The organism is Streptomyces sp. NPDC007205, from assembly GCF_040634095.1.
Classification (GTDB): Bacteria; Actinomycetota; Actinomycetes; order Streptomycetales; family Streptomycetaceae; genus Streptomyces.
Genome location: NZ_JBEYEW010000035.1, coordinates 34,186 through 51,934, shown reverse-complemented (window position 1 = coordinate 51,934; position 17,749 = coordinate 34,186). Strand labels below are relative to the sequence as shown.

At 71.6% G+C, this 17,749-nt stretch carries 19 protein-coding genes and 2 pseudogenes; 14 read left to right on the top strand and 7 right to left on the bottom strand.

The window, feature by feature from the left end:
• The 4 genes from ABZ624_RS35025 to ABZ624_RS35010 all read left to right on the top strand — a co-directional run bounded on the left by ABZ624_RS35025 (nt 1) and on the right by ABZ624_RS35010 (nt 2,480).
• Nucleotides 1–336 (top strand): CBS domain-containing protein, encoded by a 336-nt coding sequence (locus tag ABZ624_RS35025; protein WP_360098350.1) that lies wholly within the window; start codon nt 1–3, stop codon nt 334–336.
• 56 nt (nt 337–392) lie between these two features.
• Entirely contained in the window at nt 393–680 is a 288-nt protein-coding gene (locus tag ABZ624_RS35020; protein ID WP_360098324.1) for an SCO5918 family protein, read from the top strand.
• Nucleotides 681–1,023: 343 nt separating this feature from the next.
• Nucleotides 1,024–1,275 (top strand): hypothetical protein, encoded by a 252-nt coding sequence (locus ABZ624_RS35015; protein ID WP_360098322.1) that lies wholly within the window; start codon nt 1,024–1,026, stop codon nt 1,273–1,275.
• A gap of 11 nt (nt 1,276–1,286) precedes the next feature.
• On the top strand, nt 1,287–2,480 hold the full coding sequence (locus ABZ624_RS35010) for an SPFH domain-containing protein (RefSeq protein ID WP_360098320.1): 1,194 nt from the start codon (nt 1,287–1,289) through the stop codon (nt 2,478–2,480).
• Here the strand turns inward: ABZ624_RS35010 and ABZ624_RS35005 are convergent.
• Nucleotides 2,477–3,112 carry an NAD(P)H-binding protein gene (locus ABZ624_RS35005; RefSeq protein ID WP_360098348.1) on the bottom strand — a complete coding sequence of 212 codons (636 nt, stop codon included), beginning with the start codon at nt 3,110–3,112 and terminating at the stop codon, nt 2,477–2,479. The genes ABZ624_RS35010 and ABZ624_RS35005 overlap by 4 nt on opposite strands.
• Complete coding sequence (locus tag ABZ624_RS35000) at nt 3,021–4,046, bottom strand: EamA family transporter (protein WP_360098318.1); 1,026 nt, start codon at nt 4,044–4,046, stop codon at nt 3,021–3,023. The genes ABZ624_RS35005 and ABZ624_RS35000 overlap by 92 nt, the downstream gene beginning before the upstream one ends.
• A 78-nt stretch (nt 4,047–4,124) precedes the next feature.
• Between ABZ624_RS35000 and ABZ624_RS34995 the strand changes: the two genes are divergently transcribed.
• A complete protein-coding gene (locus tag ABZ624_RS34995; protein ID WP_360098316.1) occupies nt 4,125–5,024 on the top strand; it encodes a LysR family transcriptional regulator in 900 nt (299 codons plus the stop codon).
• Between the two features lie 96 nt (nt 5,025–5,120).
• Here the strand turns inward: ABZ624_RS34995 and ABZ624_RS34990 are convergent.
• Nucleotides 5,121–5,380, bottom strand: a pseudogene (locus tag ABZ624_RS34990) (M55 family metallopeptidase); the annotation flags it as partial.
• Nucleotides 5,381–5,470: 90 nt separating this feature from the next.
• Between ABZ624_RS34990 and ABZ624_RS34985 the strand changes: the two are divergent.
• Together ABZ624_RS34985 and ABZ624_RS34980 are read left to right on the top strand one after the other, a co-directional pair.
• Nucleotides 5,471–5,746 carry a hypothetical protein gene (locus ABZ624_RS34985; RefSeq protein WP_360098314.1) on the top strand — a complete coding sequence of 92 codons (276 nt, stop codon included), beginning with the start codon at nt 5,471–5,473 and terminating at the stop codon, nt 5,744–5,746.
• A 230-nt stretch (nt 5,747–5,976) separates the two neighbouring features.
• Complete coding sequence (locus ABZ624_RS34980) at nt 5,977–7,731, top strand: phosphatidylglycerol lysyltransferase domain-containing protein (protein WP_360098346.1); 1,755 nt, start codon at nt 5,977–5,979, stop codon at nt 7,729–7,731.
• 60 nt (nt 7,732–7,791) lie between these two features.
• On the opposite strand, the gene ABZ624_RS34975 is transcribed toward ABZ624_RS34980, so the two are convergent.
• The 3 genes and pseudogenes from ABZ624_RS34975 to ABZ624_RS34965 all read right to left on the bottom strand — a co-directional run.
• The gene (locus ABZ624_RS34975) at nt 7,792–9,201 is read right to left on the bottom strand and encodes a HAMP domain-containing sensor histidine kinase (protein WP_360098312.1); all 1,410 of its coding nucleotides are present in this window, start codon (nt 9,199–9,201) and stop codon (nt 7,792–7,794) included.
• On the bottom strand, nt 9,202–9,942 hold the full coding sequence (locus tag ABZ624_RS34970) for a response regulator transcription factor (RefSeq protein WP_360098310.1): 741 nt from the start codon (nt 9,940–9,942) through the stop codon (nt 9,202–9,204).
• Between the two features lie 80 nt (nt 9,943–10,022).
• Nucleotides 10,023–10,331 (bottom strand): annotated as a pseudogene (locus ABZ624_RS34965) (hypothetical protein); the annotation flags it as partial.
• Nucleotides 10,332–10,360: 29 nt separating this feature from the next.
• Between ABZ624_RS34965 and ABZ624_RS34960 the strand changes: the two are divergent.
• The 4 genes from ABZ624_RS34960 (at nt 10,361) to ABZ624_RS34945 (ending at nt 12,939) form a co-directional block, all read left to right on the top strand.
• Entirely contained in the window at nt 10,361–10,699 is a 339-nt protein-coding gene (locus ABZ624_RS34960; protein WP_360098308.1) for a YnfA family protein, read from the top strand.
• Nucleotides 10,700–10,758: 59 nt separating this feature from the next.
• Nucleotides 10,759–11,520 (top strand): SDR family NAD(P)-dependent oxidoreductase, encoded by a 762-nt coding sequence (locus ABZ624_RS34955; protein WP_360098306.1) that lies wholly within the window; start codon nt 10,759–10,761, stop codon nt 11,518–11,520.
• Nucleotides 11,520–11,693, top strand: coding sequence for a hypothetical protein (locus ABZ624_RS34950; protein ID WP_360098304.1), 174 nt, complete (start codon nt 11,520–11,522; stop codon nt 11,691–11,693). Before ABZ624_RS34955 ends, ABZ624_RS34950 begins: the two co-directional genes overlap by 1 nt.
• Nucleotides 11,694–11,850: 157 nt before the next feature.
• Nucleotides 11,851–12,939 carry an NAD(P)/FAD-dependent oxidoreductase gene (locus ABZ624_RS34945; RefSeq protein ID WP_360098302.1) on the top strand — a complete coding sequence of 363 codons (1,089 nt, stop codon included), beginning with the start codon at nt 11,851–11,853 and terminating at the stop codon, nt 12,937–12,939.
• Between the two features lie 66 nt (nt 12,940–13,005).
• Here the strand turns inward: ABZ624_RS34945 and ABZ624_RS34940 are convergent, their stop codons facing one another.
• Nucleotides 13,006–14,199, bottom strand: coding sequence for an RtcB family protein (locus ABZ624_RS34940; protein WP_360098300.1), 1,194 nt, complete (start codon nt 14,197–14,199; stop codon nt 13,006–13,008).
• 223 nt (nt 14,200–14,422) lie between these two features.
• Between ABZ624_RS34940 and ABZ624_RS34935 the strand changes: the two genes are divergently transcribed.
• From ABZ624_RS34935 to ABZ624_RS34925, 3 genes are all read left to right on the top strand, one after another.
• On the top strand, nt 14,423–15,307 hold the full coding sequence (locus tag ABZ624_RS34935) for a DUF3558 domain-containing protein (RefSeq protein ID WP_360098298.1): 885 nt from the start codon (nt 14,423–14,425) through the stop codon (nt 15,305–15,307).
• A 201-nt stretch (nt 15,308–15,508) separates the two neighbouring features.
• Nucleotides 15,509–16,363 carry a DUF3558 family protein gene (locus ABZ624_RS34930; RefSeq protein WP_360098296.1) on the top strand — a complete coding sequence of 285 codons (855 nt, stop codon included), beginning with the start codon at nt 15,509–15,511 and terminating at the stop codon, nt 16,361–16,363.
• Nucleotides 16,364–16,482: 119 nt separating this feature from the next.
• Complete coding sequence (locus tag ABZ624_RS34925; RefSeq protein ID WP_360098294.1) at nt 16,483–17,715, top strand: DUF2637 domain-containing protein; 1,233 nt, start codon at nt 16,483–16,485, stop codon at nt 17,713–17,715.
• Nucleotides 17,716–17,749 lie beyond the last annotated feature (34 nt).

The following is a 17,749-nucleotide window of genomic DNA, read 5'->3' as shown; positions in this document are numbered from 1 at the left end:
ATGCACGCCCCTGGTCCCCAGGTGGACGACCACATGACCGTCGACGTGGCCCTGTCCGTGCTCATCGGCGCCCGCGTCCCGCATCTGCTCCTCCAGGACGAGGACGGGCGATGCGCGGGACTGGTCACCCGGGCCCAGCTCGCCACGCACCGCGGCGGCTCCTGGTACAGCGAACGGACGCGGCTGCGGGACATCCCGCTCGACCGCGGTCCGTTCACCGCGGCCGTGGCGGTACTCGGCGAGGCGGTGGCCGCCATGCGGGCCCGCACGCTGGACGCCTCCCCCGTGACCGACGAGCACGGCTACGCCCTCGGCGTCCTCGCTCTCCCCCGCTGACCGCCGCCGCGCGGTCGGCCCCTGCGGTGTTCCTCCCCACCCCCGTGGAGTCATTCATGCGCTGTGTCATCGCCCGTTTCCCCTTCGACCTGATCAAGAGCGAGATCGAGCAGTCGATGAGCGGCATCACACCCGAGCCGGTCACCGGCGTGGCCGTCACCATCGGCCGCCGCGTCTACCCCGTGATGCAGGTCGGAGGAGTGATCACCAAGCTGGACCGTCGCGACTTCACGGCAGGTGAGATGCGCCGGGCACTGACCCGGCTCGGCTTCACCTGCCACGAAGCACCGCCGGTCCCGTCGGCCCCGGACACACGAGCCGACGAGAATCTGCTGGGGTGGTGACCGTCGGGCCCGCTGTCCGCGCTGCGAGGCAAGGCCGGCAGGTGTAGAGCGCCGCAGCAGGTGGCACCCGGGCTACGAGCGGGACACGTGAACCGCGTGCCGTCGCCGCCAGCGGTTCGGCAAGGAGCCGGGAGGCGCACGGGGCCGGTAGCGCCCGCGCCACCCGGTTGTCGCCGCCGGGCTGCCCGACGACAACCGGTGTGGGCGCCCGTGCTCCGTGAAGCGCGCATCGGCCGGGTGCCGTACCGTCCTCCCTTTCGTGCGGTCCTCCCTCCCATTGGGTCCCGGCCCCGCTGGGTCTATCGTCTGAATCCTGAGGCCAGGACGAGGAGGACGGCCGGTGATGCCGCAGGACGAGGCCGTGATCGGCTGCATGGGCAAGGTGCTCATCGGGACGCGGGGATCCGCGGGCCCCGGTGAGGTCCTGGTGCGGGTCAGGGGCGGCTCCGAGACCTTCCTGGCATGGTCCGAGGATCCCCTGCCCGCGGGCGCCACGGTCCTCGTGATCGAATCACGGGGATGCCGCGAGGTCGGCGTCATCGAGTGGGTGGATCCATTGGACGCGCTCGGCGGAGAGGCCGCCGGCGCAGGCTGAGGAGTACAAGCATGTTCGGATACCGCGTTCCCGCTCCCGACGAGGCGATGTTGATCTCGGGGGGCCGGCGGGGACTGGGGGGCGCGCCGTTCCGAGTGGTGACGGGCCACGGAAAGTTCGTCCTCCCGGTCTTTCGCAAGGTCCGGTTCCTCACCCTCTCCATGTGTGAGGCCGAGGTCACCGAGACCTGCGTGACCAAGCAGGGCATCTCGCTGCACGTCCGCGCGGTCATCGCCTTCAAGGTCGGCAACGACCACGAGAGCATCATCAACGCCGGTCAGCGCTTCCTCTCCGACCAGGAGCAGATGTCGGTGCTCACCGGCCGGATCTTCGCCGGTCATCTGCGGGCCATCATCGGCTCGATGACGGTCGAGGAGATCGTCACCGAACGGCAGAAGCTCGCCGCCGAGGTGCTCGACACCTCCAAGGTGGAGATGGCGAAGATCGGCCTGATCGTCGACTCGCTGCAGATCCAGTCGATCGACGACGGCGACACCGGCTACATCGCCGCGATGTCCGCCCCGCACAAGGCGGCGATCCAGCGCCAGGCGCAGATCGCCCAGGCCCAGGCCACCCAGGCCGCGGTCGAGGCCGAGCAGGCGGCGGCCCGCAAGCAGGCCGAGTACGCCCGGCAGACCGCCGTCGTCAAGGCCGAGTACTCGGCCGAGGTGGACCGCGCCCAGGCCCAGGCCGGGCAGGCCGGACCGCTGGCGCAGGCCCACGCCCAGCAGGAGGTGCTGGCCGCCCAGACGGAACTGGCCGAGCGCCAGGCCCGGCTGCGCCAGCAGCAGCTGGTCGCCGAGGTCGTCAAGCCCGCCGAGGCCGAGGCCGAGCGGGTCAGGATCCTCGCCGCCGCCGAGGCCCAGCGCATGAAGATCCAGGCCGAGGCCGCCGCCTCCTACGACCGGGTCGCGCTCGACCGGATGCTCATCGACCAGCTCCCGCAGATCGTGAAGGAGGCCGCGGGGGGCCTGGCCGGCGCCAATGTCAATGTCCTGAACGGCGCGGACGGGCTCGGCGAGATCGCCGCGGGTCTGGTGTCCCAGGGTCTGACGATCCTCGACTCCGTCCGGCAGAACCTGAACGGCGGCCAGGACGACACCAAGGACAACCCCGGCACCAGGGGGCACCTCAACGGCCTGCGCCAGCTGCGCTCGGGCAAGGACGGGGCGTCGGAGGACGACGGTCCGGTGAACCTGGACTAGGCGCTGTCGGCCCGGGCGCTTCGCCGGTTGTCCTGCACGACCGTGACATGACGGTCCGGCCCCGGACGCTCCAGCTCGTCCAGTACCGCCACCGCCAAGTCCTCGGCGCTGATCCAGGACCGGCCGTCGGCGCCGATGAGCAGGGTGTCGGTGCCGCGCCGGTAGTGCCCCGTCCGTGTGCCCGGTTCCAGTACGGCGGGCGGGCTCAGGTAGACCCAGTCGGCGGCGGGGTGGGCCTGGCAGGTGCGCAGTTGGGCGACGCCGGCGAGCGCCACGGCACGGTACTCGTCCGGCACGTACGCGGGGTTCTCGGCGACCAGCAGCTCCCGGTCGCCGGGGCTGTGCAGGGCGCCGGCGCCGCCGACCACGAGGACGCGGATGCCGAGCCGTGCGGCGGCGTCCAGCACGGCACGGGTGGCGCCGGCCAGGAACTCCTGGTCGGCCGGGAACGTCCGCAGGGTCAGTACGACGGCGCCGGCGCCGGTCAGTGCCTCCCGTACGGCGTCCGGGTCGGCGGCGTCCACCGCGACCGGTGTCACGTCAGGGTCGTCGCTCACCGGCGGCTTCCGGGACAGCGCCAGCACCCGGTGTCCGCGCGCCCTCGCCTCGCCTGCCACCCGGCCGCCCACCATCCCGGTGGCCCCGAACACGGCGATCGTCATGCCCATCGGCATCGAGAAACTCCTCCTGTGTGGTGGTCTTCTTACGGTCCGCGGGATCCAGTTGCGCGGCCACCAGCGCGGTCAGCGCCAGGGCGAAGCCCAGGGTCTGCGGCAGGCTCAGCGACTCGCCCTGTGCGATGCCGATGACGGTCGCGACCAGCGGGGACAGCAGCACCAGCGGTGCGGACGCGGCGACCGGCAGGCTGCCGATCCCGCGGAACCACAGCGTGTACGCGATCAGTCCGCCCATGCTGCCGAGCCACAGATAGCCGCCGGCGGCGCCCGCGTCGATCCGCTGCGGGACCCCCTCGGCCGCCAGGGTGAGCGGGAGCAGCAGCAGGCCGCCGACGGTCAGTTGCCAGCCGGCCAGGGTGAGCGGGCCGACGCCCGCCGGTCGGCCCCAGCGTTTGGTGAGGACGACCCCGGCGGCCATCATCGCCGTATGGCCGAGACCGGCGAGCACCCCGACGGCGTCCAGCCGGGCCCGCGGTCCGAGGACGACCAGCCCCACCCCGAGCACGCCGAGCACGCCCCAGGCCAGCCGCCGGGCCGTGGGCCGGTCATGGAGCACCGCGAGACCCAGCCCGGCGACCAGCAGCGGCTGGGCGGCGCCGAGGGTGGCGGCCACCCCGCCGGGCAGGCGTTCGGCGGCCAGGAACAGCAGCGGCATGGCGCCGATGTTGAGGACGCCGAGGACCGTGGTCTTCCACCACCACTGCCCGCGCGGCAGCACTCGGGTGATCGCCAGCGCGATCAGCCCGGCGGGCAGGGCCCGCATCAGGCCCGCGAACAGCGGATGCCCGGGCGGGAGCAGCCGGGTGGTGACCACGTAGGTGGTGCCCCAGGACGCGGGGGCGAGCGCGGTGAGCAGGACGGTCGCCGCCTGGGCCTTGTACCGATGCATGGGGGAAGTCTCGGCCGACCATGGCCATGTCTCCAAAGCATGGTTGTCATCGCAGCCATGAATGGTGACGATTGATTGGTGGATCTTCAGCAGCTTCGCTACGTCGTCGCCGTCGCCGACACCCTCAACTTCACCCGGGCCGCGGAGCGGTGTCAGGTGGTGCAGTCCTCGCTGAGCCATCGGATCGCCGCGCTGGAGCGCGAGCTCGGGGTCCGGCTGTTCGCCCGGTCCAGCCGCCGGGTCGAACTGACCGGCGCGGGTGCGGCGTTCCTCGTCGGTGCGCGGGAGTGTCTGGCCGCCGCCGACCGTGCGGCCGCCGACGCCGCCGCCGCGACCGGCGTGGTGCGCGGGCGGCTCGCCGTCGGCGTGATCGTGACCACGGCCGCCGTCGACGTACCCGAGCTGTTGCAGCGGTACCGCGCCCGGCATCCCGGCGTCCGCGTCGTCCTGCGGTCCGGACGCAGCGACGAACTGGCGGCGGCGGTCCGTGACGGGGAGCTGGACATCGCCTTCCTCGGTCTGCCGGAGGGCGAGCGGCCGGCCGGTGTGGAGACCGTCGTACTCGATCACGACCGGCATGTCCTGGTGGTACCGGCCGGGCACCGGCTGGCGGACGCCGCCCGGGTCACGCTGGCGGAGATCGCCGGGGAGACGTTCGTGGACTTCGTGGCCGGGACCCCCGCCCGCGCCCAGTCCGACCGGGCGTTCACCGCGGCGGGTCTGTCCCGCGACGTCGCGTACGAGGCCGGTGTCGTGGAGCTGATCACCCGGCTGATCGCGCGCGGGCTCGGGGTCGCGCTGCTGCCGTCGGCGTTCATCCGCCCGCTCGCCGCCGACGACCCCCGCCTGGCCCTGATCCCGGTGGCCGACGGGCCGCGGCGCCTGGAGTATCTGGCGTGGAGCCGGTTCAACCCGAGCCCGGCCACCCGGGCGATGCTCGACGTCCTCGGGGTCAGACCGTCGTCGGTGCGGTCCTGACGCGCCGGCGGGCCCCCGGGCGCACCCCTGCGCCACGGCGGTCAGTCCAGCTGGAGCCGGTTCGCGAGCCCCGCCTCCTCGAACGCCTCACCACGCCATGAAGCTGTGGCTGAGCACGCCCGGGGCGCCGGCCCGAGCGTGATGGCCGACACACAGCGCGGCGTCGCACTCCCCGGTCGGGCCCTCCGGCATGCGATGCCGCCGGCGCCCGCCGCCAGCGCGCCCCGCACGGCCGCGTTCACGTCCTCGGCCATCATGGAACGGCCGCGCTCGTAGTCCCGGCCACCCGGCTGTACGTCGTCGGTGTCCACGAGCCCGGTGACGCCTGCCATGTCCACGCTGAGGTACATGCGCACGGCGTCGACCCCAGCCGACCCTACGTATTGTAGGTTCCCAACCGTGAGCGGCCACGTGTCTGTTCACCTGTCTGTTCATCGGGGGACCCCTTGCAGGACACGGAAACGGAAGCCGGAGGCGAGGTCTGCGCGCGCGGTCTCGCGCCGACCCTGACCCTGCTGGCGGTCAGCCTCCTCGTCGCCGCCGTCGGCGTGTACGAGCTGTGCGGCTTCGGTCTGCACAGCCTCGACCGGCGCCCGCACCTGTTCAGCGACGGTCTCGCGACCGGCGGAGTGATCGTCGCCGCGGTCGCGGCCGGCGCGGCGGTGGGCAATCTGGCCTGGCACCTGGTGACGGCCCGGCGCGACAGGGAAAGGGCCGGGTAAGAGACGCGGCACGGGAAGGGGTTGGGTAAGAGCAGGGGCAGGGCAGGGAGCCGGGCAGGAGCCGATGCCGGTACGCTCCAGGTACACAGGAACACTGCCCTACAAACTGTAGGGTGAGCGTCTGTCCCGTCCCTTCCCACCCAAGGTGACCAGTCACCATGCCCGCTCAGCAGTCGACCGTGACCGCCGCGAAGATCCCCGGTCAGCGCGGTACACGCCGCGAGTTCCGGATGCCCGTGCCCAGCCCCCGACTGCGCGCCGGAGCGGCGTCGGCCACCGTGTGGTACCTGCGGCTGATCGCCGTCTTCAACATCATCGCGGTGATGTCGCTGCCGTTCCGCAAAGAGGTGGAAGAACACAACGACGGCAAGCTCTTCACCGCCCGCCATGTGCACGCGCACACCCACCACGCCGGCCAGTTCTTCACCCCGTACCTGGCCACCGCCGGCCTGGCCTCGGCCGCGGCGGCGATCTTCCTGGCACTGGTGATGCGACGCGGGAAGCGGGCCGGGTGGGTGGTCAACATACTGCTCGCCGGTCCGCTCTTCGGGCTCTACGTCCTCGCCCTCACCCAGCACCCGTTCCGCGACCACGTCTTCAACTGGGTCTCCACCGCCCTCACCGGCCTCTTCGTGGCCGCGCTGCTGATCGGCCGCCGGGAGTTCAACGCCGTGGGCGACCCGTCCAACCCGAAGCTCGCCCTGGCCGTCGGGGCCGGCGGCGTCCTGGTGACCGGCGGACTCGGCACCCTGCTCGTGCACGCCACCAACACCCTGACCGGCGCCACCCTGTTCGACGAGCTGGCCTACACCCTGCTGCGCGGCATCAGCGTCGGCCCGCTCGCCGACCGGGTCGACTCCGTGAACGCGCCCCGCTGGGCCGACATCATCATCAACATCCTGCTCGCCGCGGCCTTCTGCCTGGTCCTGTACGCCTGCTTCCGCTCCCCGCGCGGTCGCCGGCTCCTCACCTCCGACGACGAGGAGAAACTGCGCGCGCTGCTCGACAAGCACGGCGCCCGTGACTCCCTCGGCTACTTCGCGCTGCGCCGCGACAAGGCCGCCATCTTCTCCCCCACCGGCAAGGCCGCCGTGACCTACCGTGTCGTCGGCGCGGTCTCCCTCGCCTCCGGGGACCCGATCGGCGACCCCGAGGCCTGGCCCGGCGCCATCGACGCCTGGCTCAGCGAGGCCCGCCGGCACGCCTGGACCCCGGCCGTCATGGGCGCGAGCGAGGAGGCCGGCACGATCTACGCCCGGCACGGCCTGGACGCGCTGGAACTCGGCGACGAAGCGATCGTGGACCTCGCCGAATTCACCCTGGAGGGCCGCGCCATGCGCGTGGTCCGCCAGGCCCACAACCGGGTCAAGCGGGCCGGGTACACGGTCCGCATCCGCCGCCACGAGGACATCCCCGCCGACGAGCTGGCCCTCCTGATCGACCGCGCCGACCGCTGGCGCGACGGCGCCACCGAGCGCGGCTTCTCCATGGCCCTGGGCCGCCTCGGCGACCCGGCGGACGGCCGCTGCGTGATGCTGGAGTGCCGCGACGCGAACGACGAGCCGCGTGCCCTGCTCAGCTTCGTCCCCTGGGGCGAGCACGGCCTGTCCCTGGACCTGATGCGCCGCGACCGCGACTGCGAGAACGGCCTGATGGAGTACATGGTCGTGGAACTCCTGCTGCGCGGAAAGGAGTTGGACATCAAGCGGGTGTCGCTGAACTTCGCGATGTTCCGCTCGGTCTTCGAACGCGGCGCCCGACTCGGCGCGGGCCCCGTCCTGCGCCTGTGGCGTTCCACCCTGACCTTCTTCTCCCGCTGGTGGCAGATCGAGTCCCTCTACCGGGCCAACGCCAAGTACCGCCCCGTCTGGGAGCCCCGCTTCCTGCTGTTCGCCAAGAGCAGCGACATCCCGAGAATCGGCCTGGCGAGCGCCCGGGCGGAGGGCTTCCTGGAGCTGCCGGGGCTGGGCGGCCGTCGGCCGTAGGAAGGCGTGCGGCAGGCTACGGTGCGATGACGGTGCGGCGGCTGGGGTTCCCCAAGGGGCTCACCCGCCCACCGTAAAGCCGATCACCGCACCGCCCCCCTCCCGCCGGAAGGCGAACGGCGCTCCCCCATGCGCCATGGCAACCTCCCGCACGATGGACAACCCCAGCCCCGACCCCGGCAGGGACCTCGCGTCGGCGGCGCGGTAGAAGCGGTCGAAGATCCGGATCAGGTCGCCCTCGGCGATCCCGGGTCCCCGGTCCCGCACCTCCACCCGCACGGTCCCCAGCCGGCCCGGCCCGATGACGGCCACCTCGATGGGCGCCTTCCCGCCCCGGTCGAATTTGGCCGCGTTCTCCACCAGGTTGGACATGGCCCGCTGCAGCATCCCGGGCCGCCCGTCGGTCGTCGTGTCGCCGCTGGCGTGCAGCACGATCTCCCGCCCGGTACGGCGTTTGGCCAGCCCCACGACGTCCTCGGCGATGTCGGCGAGGTCCACCCGCTGCGGCGGCTCGGTGTCGGACTGCCCGGCGGCGAGGTCGACCAGTTCATTGACCAGGTCGGTCAGTTCCCGCGCCTCCTGGCCGAGGTCGGCGACCAGTTCCTCCCGCGTGGCGGGGGGCAGCTCGTCGATCCGGCGGAGCAGCGAGATGTTCGTACGCAACGACGTCAGCGGGGTGCGCAGCTCGTGCCCCGCGTCCTGCACCAGCCGCCGCTGGTCCTCCTCGGACTGTGCGAGCCGGCCCAGCATCCGGTCGAAGGCACGCCCGAGCCGGCCCACCTCGTCCAGGCCCGCGACCGGCACCTCGATGCCCAGCTGGCGGGTGCGGGCCACGTCCTCCGCCGCGGAGGTGAGGACCACCAGGCGCCGGGTGATCCGGCGGGCCAGCCACCAGCCGAACAGGCCGGCCGCCACCACGACCGCCGCCATCAGGATCAGCGTGCGCTGCTGCAGCGCCCGCAGCAGGTCCTCGGTGTCGCTGAACTCCTGCGCGACCTGCACCGCGCCCCGCCCGTCGCCGAGCGAGACGGTGGCGATGCGGAACAGGTCCCCGTCCACCGGTACGTCCTTGTGCTCGACGACCTTCCCGGCCGTCGTCGCGAGCGCCATGGCCTTGTCGCGGGAGGTGACGGGCAGGCTCGGATTGCCATGGTCCACGATCTGGCCCTGCGCGCCCAGCACCTGCACATCGGTGCGGGCGGGCCGGACGAGGTCGTGCCCGGGGCGGGAGGAGGAGAAGTCCTCGGGGACCATCTCGTGCGTCCGCACCTCGTCCCGTACGTCCTGCACGACCTGGCTGAACACCGACTGCTGGTCGACCCGGACCAGCCGCGCGGCGGAGCCGTACGACAGGATGCCGACGAGGATGGTGACGGCGGCGGTGACGGCGGCGAAGGAGACGGCGAAGGTGGTGCGCAGGGAGACCAGCTTGGGCCGGCGCCGGGCCAGTTGCCGCCGCAGCCGGCCCACCTAGTCCTCCCGGAGCACGTAACCCACGCCCCGCACGGTGTGGATCAGCTGCGGGGCGCCTGGCTCGTCCAGCTTGCGGCGCAGGTAGCCGACGTACACGGCGAGGTTCTTGGAGCCGGGCCCGAAGTCGTAGCCCCAGATCCGGTCGTAGATCGTCGAGTGGTCGAGCACGATGCCGGCGTTGCGCACCAGCAGTTCCAGCAGCTCGAACTCGGTGCGGGTCAGCTCCAGCTCGCGCTTGCCGCGCCAGGCCCGGCGGGCCTGGAGGTCCATGCGGATGCCGGCGGCCTCCACCTGCCGGTCGGGCAGCTGGGTGTCCCGGCCGCCGGTCTCCACGCCGCCCCCACCGCCGTTGCCGCTGCCGGCGGGCACCGGGCTGGTCCGGCGCAGCAGGGCGCGCAGCCGGGCGAAGACCTCCTCGACGTCGAACGGCTTGACCACGTAGTCGTCGGCGCCTGCGTCCAGGCCCGCGATGCGGTCGGCGGTCTCGACGAGGGCGGTGAGCATGAGGATCGGCGTGCGGTTGCCCTCGGCGCGCAGCACCCGGCACACCTGGAGTCCGTCGATGCCCGGCATCATCACGTCCAGCACGAGGACGTCCGGCGGGGTCTTGTGGGCCTGCGCCAGCGCCTCGACGCCGTCGGCCACCGCCGTCACCTCGTACCCTTCCAGGGTCAGGGCACGCTGCAGGGCATGACGGATGGCACGGTCGTCTTCGGCGAGCAGCACAGTCTGGGGCACGCTCCCAGTCTGCCAAGGCATCTGGCGGTTCGACCGGGGCGAGCGGACCTACGATCACCCTTTTTACCGGCCTCTCACCGTCACAGGGGCAACCGGGCCCCGGGCTCTACCGTCTTCTCACCGGCCGCGGAGGTCGGTACGACGACGGCCCGCGGGTGGGCGAACAGCGCGAGCGCCCGGCCCGGGAACCCGCTGGTGAAGGTGTGCGCGATCGCCACCGCGAGGTCCCGGACGGGACGCTCAGTCCCGCGGGCGAACTCCTTGCGCAGCACCGGTACGACCTCCTCGCCGAGCAGGTCGAGCTGCTCCAGCACGGTCTTCAGCGGCAGCCCCGCGTGGTCCATCAGGAACAGCCGGCGCTGGTAGTCACCGGCGTACTCGCGGAACGCCGCCCGCCCCGCATGCCAGGCTGCTGTCCATGCCGATCCTCCGCTCCGCCGCCCTGTTCGTCGTCGCCGCCCTCTTCGAGATCGGCGGCGCCTGGCTGATCTGGCAGGGCGTGCGTGAGCACCGGGGCTGGCTGTGGATGACCGGCGGCGTCCTGGCGCTCGGCGCGTACGGCTTCGTCGCCACCTTCCAGCCGGACGCCCACTTCGGCCGCATCCTGGCGGCGTACGGCGGGATCTTCGTGGCGGGCTCGCTCCTGTGGGGCGTCGTAGCCGACGGCTACCGCCCCGACCGCTACGACATCACCGGCGCGCTGATCTGCCTCGCCGGCATGGCCGTGATCATGTGGGCGCCGAGGAACGGTGGTTGAGCCTCACTTACGCTGGACGGAGCCGTTCTCTTCGCGCCACCGGATCACAGGAGCTGCCCATGACCCCCGCCTCCCGCATCGCCGTCGTCACCGGGGCGAGCAGCGGTATCGGCGCCGCCACGGCCCGGCAGCTCGCGGAGGCCGGCTACCGCGTCGTCCTCACCGCCCGCCGCAAGGACCGCATCGAGGCGCTGGCGGAGGAGCTGACCAAGGCGGGCCACTCGGCCGTGGCCTACCAGCTGGACGTGACCGACCGCGCGGCCGTGGACGAGTTCGCCACGGCCTTCCAGACGATCGGCGTCCTGGTCAACAACGCGGGCGGCGCCCTGGGCGCGGACCCGGTGGCCACCGGCGACCCGGCGGACTGGCGCGCGATGTACGAGACGAACGTCATCGGCACCCTGAACCTCACCCAGGCCCTGCTGCCGAAGCTGGTGGCGAGCGGCGACGGCGTGGTCGTCGTCGTGTCGTCCACCGCCGGCCTCACCACGTACGAGGGCGGCGCGGGCTACGTCGCCGCCAAGCACGGCGCCCATGTCCTGGCCGAGACCCTCCGCCTGGAGATCGTCGGCCAGCCGGTCCGCGTCATCGAGATCGCCCCCGGCATGGTCAAGACGGAGGAGTTCGCCCTGACCCGCTTCGCCGGCGACAAGGAACGGGCGGAGAAGGTCTACCAGGGCGTCGCCGAGCCCCTGACGGCGGACGACGTGGCAGAAACGATCACCTGGGCGGTCACCCGCCCCAGCCACGTCAACGTCGACCTCCTCGTCCTGCGCCCCCGCGCCCAGGCGTCCAACAGCAAGGTTCACCGGGAGCCCTGATGCCCGAGGAGAACTCCGCCGCGGCCCCGGAGTCCGTGGAGTCCCTGGAGAAGCGCCGCCTGGCCCAGGAGACCAAGGACGAACGCAAGGTCTGGTACTCCCTGGGCTACTTCCTCTTCGGCATCCACATCGTGGCGTTCGTGATGATCTACGCGGTGCGCCACGCGAAGTGATCAACGCCGGCGCGGGAGCGCGGGCACGGGCACGGGCACGATCGGCGGTGTCGGTCGGCTGTCGGGCCGATGTCGGCGGCTTGTCGGCGGGCCCTGACACCTTCGGGGAGACGGCCGGCCGGAGCTCACCGGGCGGCCCCGATCCCGAGGAGTCACCATGCGCACCCGCGTCACGATCATCGGCGCCGGACTGGGCGGACTGACGCTGGCCCGCGTCCTGCACGTGCACGGAATCCCGGTCACGGTCTACGAGGCCGAGTCCTCCCCGTCCGCGCGCACGCAGGGCGGGTTGCTCGACATCCACGACTACAACGGGCAGCTCGCCCTCAAGGCGGCCGGGCTGACGGACGAGTTCCACGCCATCATCCTGGAGGGCCGCCAGGCGATGCGGATCCTCGACCGGGACGGGACCGTCCTGCTCGACGAACCCGACGACGGCACGGGCGGACGCCCCGAGGTGCACCGCGGCGAGCTGCGACAGATCCTGCTCGACTCACTCCCGGCCGGCACCGTCCGGTGGGGGCACAAGGTCAGCGGCACCCGCGCCCTCGGCGAGGGGCGCCACGAGGTGACGTTCGCCGACGGCAGCAGCGTCGTCACCGGCCTGCTGGTCGGCGCGGACGGCGCCTGGTCACGGGTCCGGCCGCTGCTCTCCACCGCCACACCGGAGTACACCGGCACGTCGTTCGTCGAGACCCGCCTGTTCGACGCCGGCACCCGGCACCCGGCCGCCGCGAAAGCGGTCGGCGGCGGGTCGATGATGGCTCACGCGCCGGGCAGGGCGATCTTCGCTCACCGGGAAAGCGGCGACACCCTGCACGCCTACGTGGTGCTGTCCAAGCCGCAGGACTGGTTCGCCGCCATCGATTTCACCGATGCCACCGCGGCGACCGCACGGATCGCCCAGGAGTTCGACGGCTGGGCGCCGGAGCTCACCGCGCTGATCACCGACGGCGACACCGTGCCGGTCATGCGCCCCTCCTACGCTCTGCCGATCGGGCACCGATGGGACCGGGTGCCGGGGGTGACCCTGCTCGGCGACGCCGCCCACCTCTCGGTCACGAAGGGCGAAGGCGCCAACCTGGCCATGCTCGACGGCGCCGAACTCGGCGAGGCCCTCGCCGCGCACCCCGACGACATCGAGGCCGCGTTCACCGAGTACGAGCAGGCCATGTTCCCGCGCAGCGCCGAGGCCGCCCTTGACGGTGCCGAACCACTGCCGCCCTTGAAGGCGCCGAACCACTGATGCCGGAGGATCACCGGCCCGAAGGGCTGACGGGGCGAGGCTCCCGCAACCGGGGGACCCGCCCCGTCAGCCCTTCACGCACACGACCTGCCTGAGCTTCGCGACGACCTCGACGAGGTCCCGCTGCTGGTCGATGACCTGGTCGATCGACTTGTAGGCGCCCGGGATCTCGTCCACGACACCGGAGTCCTTGCGGCACTCCACGCCCCGGGTCTGCTCTTCCAGGTCCTTGGTCGAGAAACGCTTCTTCGCCGCGTTACGGCTCATCCGCCGGCCGGCGCCGTGGGAGGCCGAGTTGAAGGCCAGCTCGTTTCCGAGACCCTTCACGATGTACGAGCCCGTGCCCATGGAGCCCGGGATGATCCCGTACTCGCCGGAGCCGGCCCGGATCGCGCCCTTGCGGGTGACGAGCAGGTCCATGCCCTCGTACCGCTCCTCCGCCACGTAGTTGTGGTGGCAGGAGATCTCCGGCTCGAAGGCCGGCTTGGCCTTCTTGAACTCCTTGCGGATCACGTCCTTCAGGAGCGCCATCATCAGCGTGCGGTTGTACTTGGCGTACTCCTGCGCCCAGAACAGGTCGTTGCGGTAGGCCGCCATCTGCGGGGTGTCCGAGACGAAGACTGCCAGGTCACGGTCGACCAGGCCCTGGTTGTGCGGGAGTTTGCGGGCCACGCCGATGTGGTGCTCGGCGAGTTCCTTGCCGATGTTGCGGGAGCCGGAGTGGAGCATGAGCCAGACCGAGCCGTCTTCGCTTGTGCACACTTCAACAAAGTGGTTGCCCGCTCCAAGCGTCCCCATTTGCCCGATGGCCCGGCTCTTGCGGAAGTGCACCGCCTCCGCGACCCCGTCGAACCGCCCCCAGAAGCCGTCCCACCCCGCAGTCGCGAGCCCATGGAAGTCCCCCGGCTCGACAGGATCGTCATGCATCCCCCGCCCCACCGGAATCGCCTGCTCGATCTTCGACCGCAGCCGCGACAGATCCCCCGGCAGGTCATTGGCCGTCAGCGAGGTCTTCACCGCCGACATCCCGCACCCGATGTCCACCCCCACCGCCGCCGGGCACACCGCACCCCGCATGGCGATGACCGAGCCGACCGTCGCGCCCTTGCCGTAGTGCACGTCCGGCATCACGGCCAGGCCCTTGATCCACGGCAGGGTCGCCACGTTCTGGAGCTGGTGCAGGGCCACGTCCTCGACCGTGGCGGGGTCCGTCCACATCCGGATCGGGATCTTCGCGCCCGGTATCTCCACGTACGACATACGTTCCTCATTCCCCCGAAAACGACAACAAAGGCTTACACAAGGTTTATAGGCAACAAAACGCAAAAGCGGCGCCAAGGTCGACGAAAAGGGGCAAGGGACCGGCGGCCACAGCAGTGCGTGCGATACACATTGTCTCCAGGGGGCGCCCCGCTGCGGCAAGCGATTAACCAGCGGGGACACTGGAACACCGAGCGAGCGCACACCCGAGAGGAGCCCGACCGTGCAGCGGAAGGCGTACGTATCCGGCACCGCCGCCCTCCTCGTGGCGCTGCTGGCCGGCTGCACGAGCGGCTCGGGCGGCGACAGCCCCACGGACAACGCCAATCCGGGCGACGCCGGCACCGCCACGACGGCCGCCCAGCCCGGCAAGTACCGCACCCTCCCCGAACCCTGCGGCGCGGTCGGCCATGACACCCTCGACTCGCTGCTGCCCGGTATCCAGCAGATCACCGACCCCGTCCAGCGGGACAAGGCCTACCAGGGCGAGGCCGAGCTCACCTACGACACCGACCGCAAGGTCGGCTGCCACTGGAAGGTGGATTCCGCGGACGCCACCGACCGTCTCTCGGTCGACTTCGAGCGCGTGGTGTCGTACGACAACGCGGTCAGCGACGACGATCAGGCGCAGCAGCTGTTCGAGGACAAGGAGACGGCCGCCGACCTCCCCGAGCCGGGCGGCACCCCGGCGACGGGCGGGACGCCCACGGGCTCGCCGTCCACGTCCAGGTCCGGCGGCGCTCCCACGTCCTCCTCCTCGCCCTCCCCCGCGTCCTCCACGAGCGGGGCCGCCTCCCCCTCCGGCGCCTCTCCCTCCGGCTCCTCCGCCTCCGGTTCCGCGCCCTCCGACTCCGCCTCCGCGGCCGATCTGCAGCCGCGGGTGCTGTCCGATCTCGGTGACGAGGCGTATCTGGACGACCAGCTCGACTCGTCCGGTTCGACCGCCGAGCAGCGGACGGTGACTGTGGTGTTCCGCACGTCCAACGTCCTCGTCACCCTCCAGTACGAGGAGCAGCCGACGGCCACCGGAACCGTCCCCGACAGCAAGGAAATGCAGGACAGGGCCCGTGATCTGGCCTCTCAACTGGCAGACGCGCTGGGCGGTTGACGGCCTCCGGGGCCGCTCGCCGCGCCGTTCGCGAACCACCCGAACCGAAACCGCACGGCTCCCTCACCGCGTACCGTGGCCCCGCAGGAACCCGCACGACCACCGAGCGTCATGAGTGAAGGAACCATGCAGCGAGCAGCCCAGCGAGACGACCGTGCCCTGGGGGTACCTCCCACGAAGTGGGGGAGAGGAGTGCGTGGCATGCGCCTGAGCCGTGTTCTTGTCTGCGCGGCAGCCGTGCCGGCGGTGCTGGTCACCGCCGCCTGTTCGTCGGGCTCGGGCGACTCCAAGGCCAAGGGCGCCGGCAGCAGCGCGCAGCAGTCCGCGGGCGGCAGCACGTCGCCGTCGGCGAGCGCCTCCCCGACCGTGCAGGCGGCGGCGTACAAGAAGCTTCCCGACGCGTGCGCGGTGCTGTCGAAGAAGACCCTCACGGATCTGGTGCCGAAGGGTGCCTCGTCGGGCAAGAAGGGCAGTTCGGACGATTCGTCGTCGCGTGCCTCCTGCTCCTGGAGCAGCCTGGACAACAACGGCGTGAAAGGCTCGCAGTTCCGCTGGCTGAACGTCTCCCTGATCCGCTTCGACTCGGACACCGCGCGCGGTGCGGGTGACGCGCAGGCCCGCACGTACTTCGGCCGGCAGGTCAAGGACGCCGAGGGGGTGGACGGCGCGAAGAACACCAAGGAGATCCCGCTGTCCGGCACGGGCGCGGAGGCGACGGCCGTGCGCTACGACCTGAAGAAGAAGGAGGGTCTCTTCAAGCAGCAGACGCTGGTCGCTCGGGTCGAGAACGTGGTCGTCACGCTCGACTACAACGGCGCCGGTCTCGCGGGCGAGAAGACCCCGGACGCGGACGAGATGACGAAGGCCGCGCAGGCGGCGATCAAGGAGGTGGTCGGCTCGGTGTCGTCCGCCAACGGTGGCTCCGCCTCGACCGGGTCGTCCTCGAAGTCGTCGGCCTCCCCGTCCCAGCCGTCGTCGAAGTCCCCCTCCGGGTCGCCGTCCAAGTCGGCCTCTTCCAGCGCTTCTCCGTCCAAGTCGGCCGCGAAGAAGGACTGAGCCAAGGCCCGAAGCCCCGACCGGTACGACGTTCGCCGTACACGTGTGCCACCCTGTTGCGCGCAACAACAGGCAAGGGGAGGGGAGTACGAGTGGCCGCGCCACTGCAGCTGACTCGGATGCACCGCGTTCTCATCGGCGTGGTCGTGACCGGCGCCTTGGTCATCGCCGGCATCGGCTTCGCCGGTTCCTACGCGGCCGTCCGAGCGCTGGCCATCAAGAAGGGCTTCGGGAACTTCTCCTACGTCTTCCCGGTCGGCATCGACGCGGGCATCTGTGTCCTGCTGTCCCTGGACCTGCTGCTGACGTGGATCCGTATCCCCTTCCCGCTGCTGCGTCAGACGGCGTGGCTGCTGACGGCGGCGACGATCGCGTTCAACGGCGCCGCCGCCTGGCCGGACCCGCTGGGTGTCGGCATGCACGCGGTGATCCCGGTGCTGTTCGTGGTCGCGGTGGAGGCGGCCCGGCACGCGATCGGCCGGATAGCCGACATCACGGCCGACAAGCACATGGAGGGTGTCCGCCTCACCCGCTGGCTGCTCTCCCCGGTCCCCACGTTCCTGCTCTGGCGCCGGATGAAGCTGTGGGAGCTGCGCTCCTACGACCAGGTGATCAGGCTGGAGCAGGAGCGCCTCGTCTACCAGGCCCGCCTCCGCTCCCGCTTCGGGCGGGCCTGGCGCAGGAAGGCCCCGGTGGAGTCCCTGATGCCGCTGCGCCTGGCCCGCTACGGCGTCCCGCTGGCGGAAACGGCCCCGGCGGGCCTGGCGGCGGCGGGCATCGAGCCGGCTCTGCTGCCGCCGGTACCGCGGCCGGCAGCGGCCGAGGTCACCGGCGCAGCCGCGGGCAGTCGTGCCGCCCGGGCGGCGCGGGTGGGCGCAGCGGCACCTCCCGGCCGGCAGCGCCCCGAGGAACCCCCCGTGGACGAGCAGAGCCCCTGGTTCCAGGCCCAGCAGCAGATCGAGTACCACGGCGGCTACGACCCCACCTACGACCCGATGATGCAAGAGCCTCAGTACGCCCCCGAGGAGCAGTACGGGGAGTGGTACGAGGAGCAGCCCCCGGAGCAGTTCCAGCAGCCCTCCCCGGAGGAGACCGGCAGCTTCCCCATCCCGGTGGGCCCGAACCGCACCCGCGAGCTGGGCGAGGGCGGCGGCCCCCCGGAGCCGGACGAGGAGGCCTACTACCAGGTCTTCCGCCAGTCGATCGACGGCAGCTTCCCCACCCCGCAGCAGTTCAGCGAGGCCGTGGAGGCGACGTACGGCCTCAAGCTCCCCGCACGCGACACCGACCGCATGGTCAAACGATTCACCAACCGCTTCAACGCGGAACTGGAAGAGAACCACATCGCGTAACGGCACGGAAAGGAAAAGGGGCCCTCACTCCGGG

Coding starts and splice junctions, on each gene's coding strand:
- ABZ624_RS34945 (WP_360098302.1), top strand. CDS start 11,851: ATGCGCACCCGCGTCACGATCATCGGCGCCGGACTGGGCGGACTGACG.
- ABZ624_RS34940 (WP_360098300.1), bottom strand. CDS start 14,199: ATGTCGTACGTGGAGATACCGGGCGCGAAGATCCCGATCCGGATGTGG.
- ABZ624_RS34980 (WP_360098346.1), top strand. CDS start 5,977: ATGCCCGTGCCCAGCCCCCGACTGCGCGCCGGAGCGGCGTCGGCCACC.
- ABZ624_RS35005 (WP_360098348.1), bottom strand. CDS start 3,112: ATGGTGGGCGGCCGGGTGGCAGGCGAGGCGAGGGCGCGCGGACACCGG.
- ABZ624_RS34930 (WP_360098296.1), top strand. CDS start 15,509: ATGCGCCTGAGCCGTGTTCTTGTCTGCGCGGCAGCCGTGCCGGCGGTG.
- ABZ624_RS34950 (WP_360098304.1), top strand. CDS start 11,520: ATGCCCGAGGAGAACTCCGCCGCGGCCCCGGAGTCCGTGGAGTCCCTG.
- ABZ624_RS34925 (WP_360098294.1), top strand. CDS start 16,483: ATGCACCGCGTTCTCATCGGCGTGGTCGTGACCGGCGCCTTGGTCATC.
- ABZ624_RS35010 (WP_360098320.1), top strand. CDS start 1,287: ATGTTCGGATACCGCGTTCCCGCTCCCGACGAGGCGATGTTGATCTCG.
- ABZ624_RS35015 (WP_360098322.1), top strand. CDS start 1,024: ATGCCGCAGGACGAGGCCGTGATCGGCTGCATGGGCAAGGTGCTCATC.
- ABZ624_RS35025 (WP_360098350.1), top strand. CDS start 1: ATGCACGCCCCTGGTCCCCAGGTGGACGACCACATGACCGTCGACGTG.
- ABZ624_RS35020 (WP_360098324.1), top strand. CDS start 393: ATGCGCTGTGTCATCGCCCGTTTCCCCTTCGACCTGATCAAGAGCGAG.
- ABZ624_RS34960 (WP_360098308.1), top strand. CDS start 10,361: ATGCCGATCCTCCGCTCCGCCGCCCTGTTCGTCGTCGCCGCCCTCTTC.
- ABZ624_RS35000 (WP_360098318.1), bottom strand. CDS start 4,046: ATGCATCGGTACAAGGCCCAGGCGGCGACCGTCCTGCTCACCGCGCTC.
- ABZ624_RS34955 (WP_360098306.1), top strand. CDS start 10,759: ATGACCCCCGCCTCCCGCATCGCCGTCGTCACCGGGGCGAGCAGCGGT.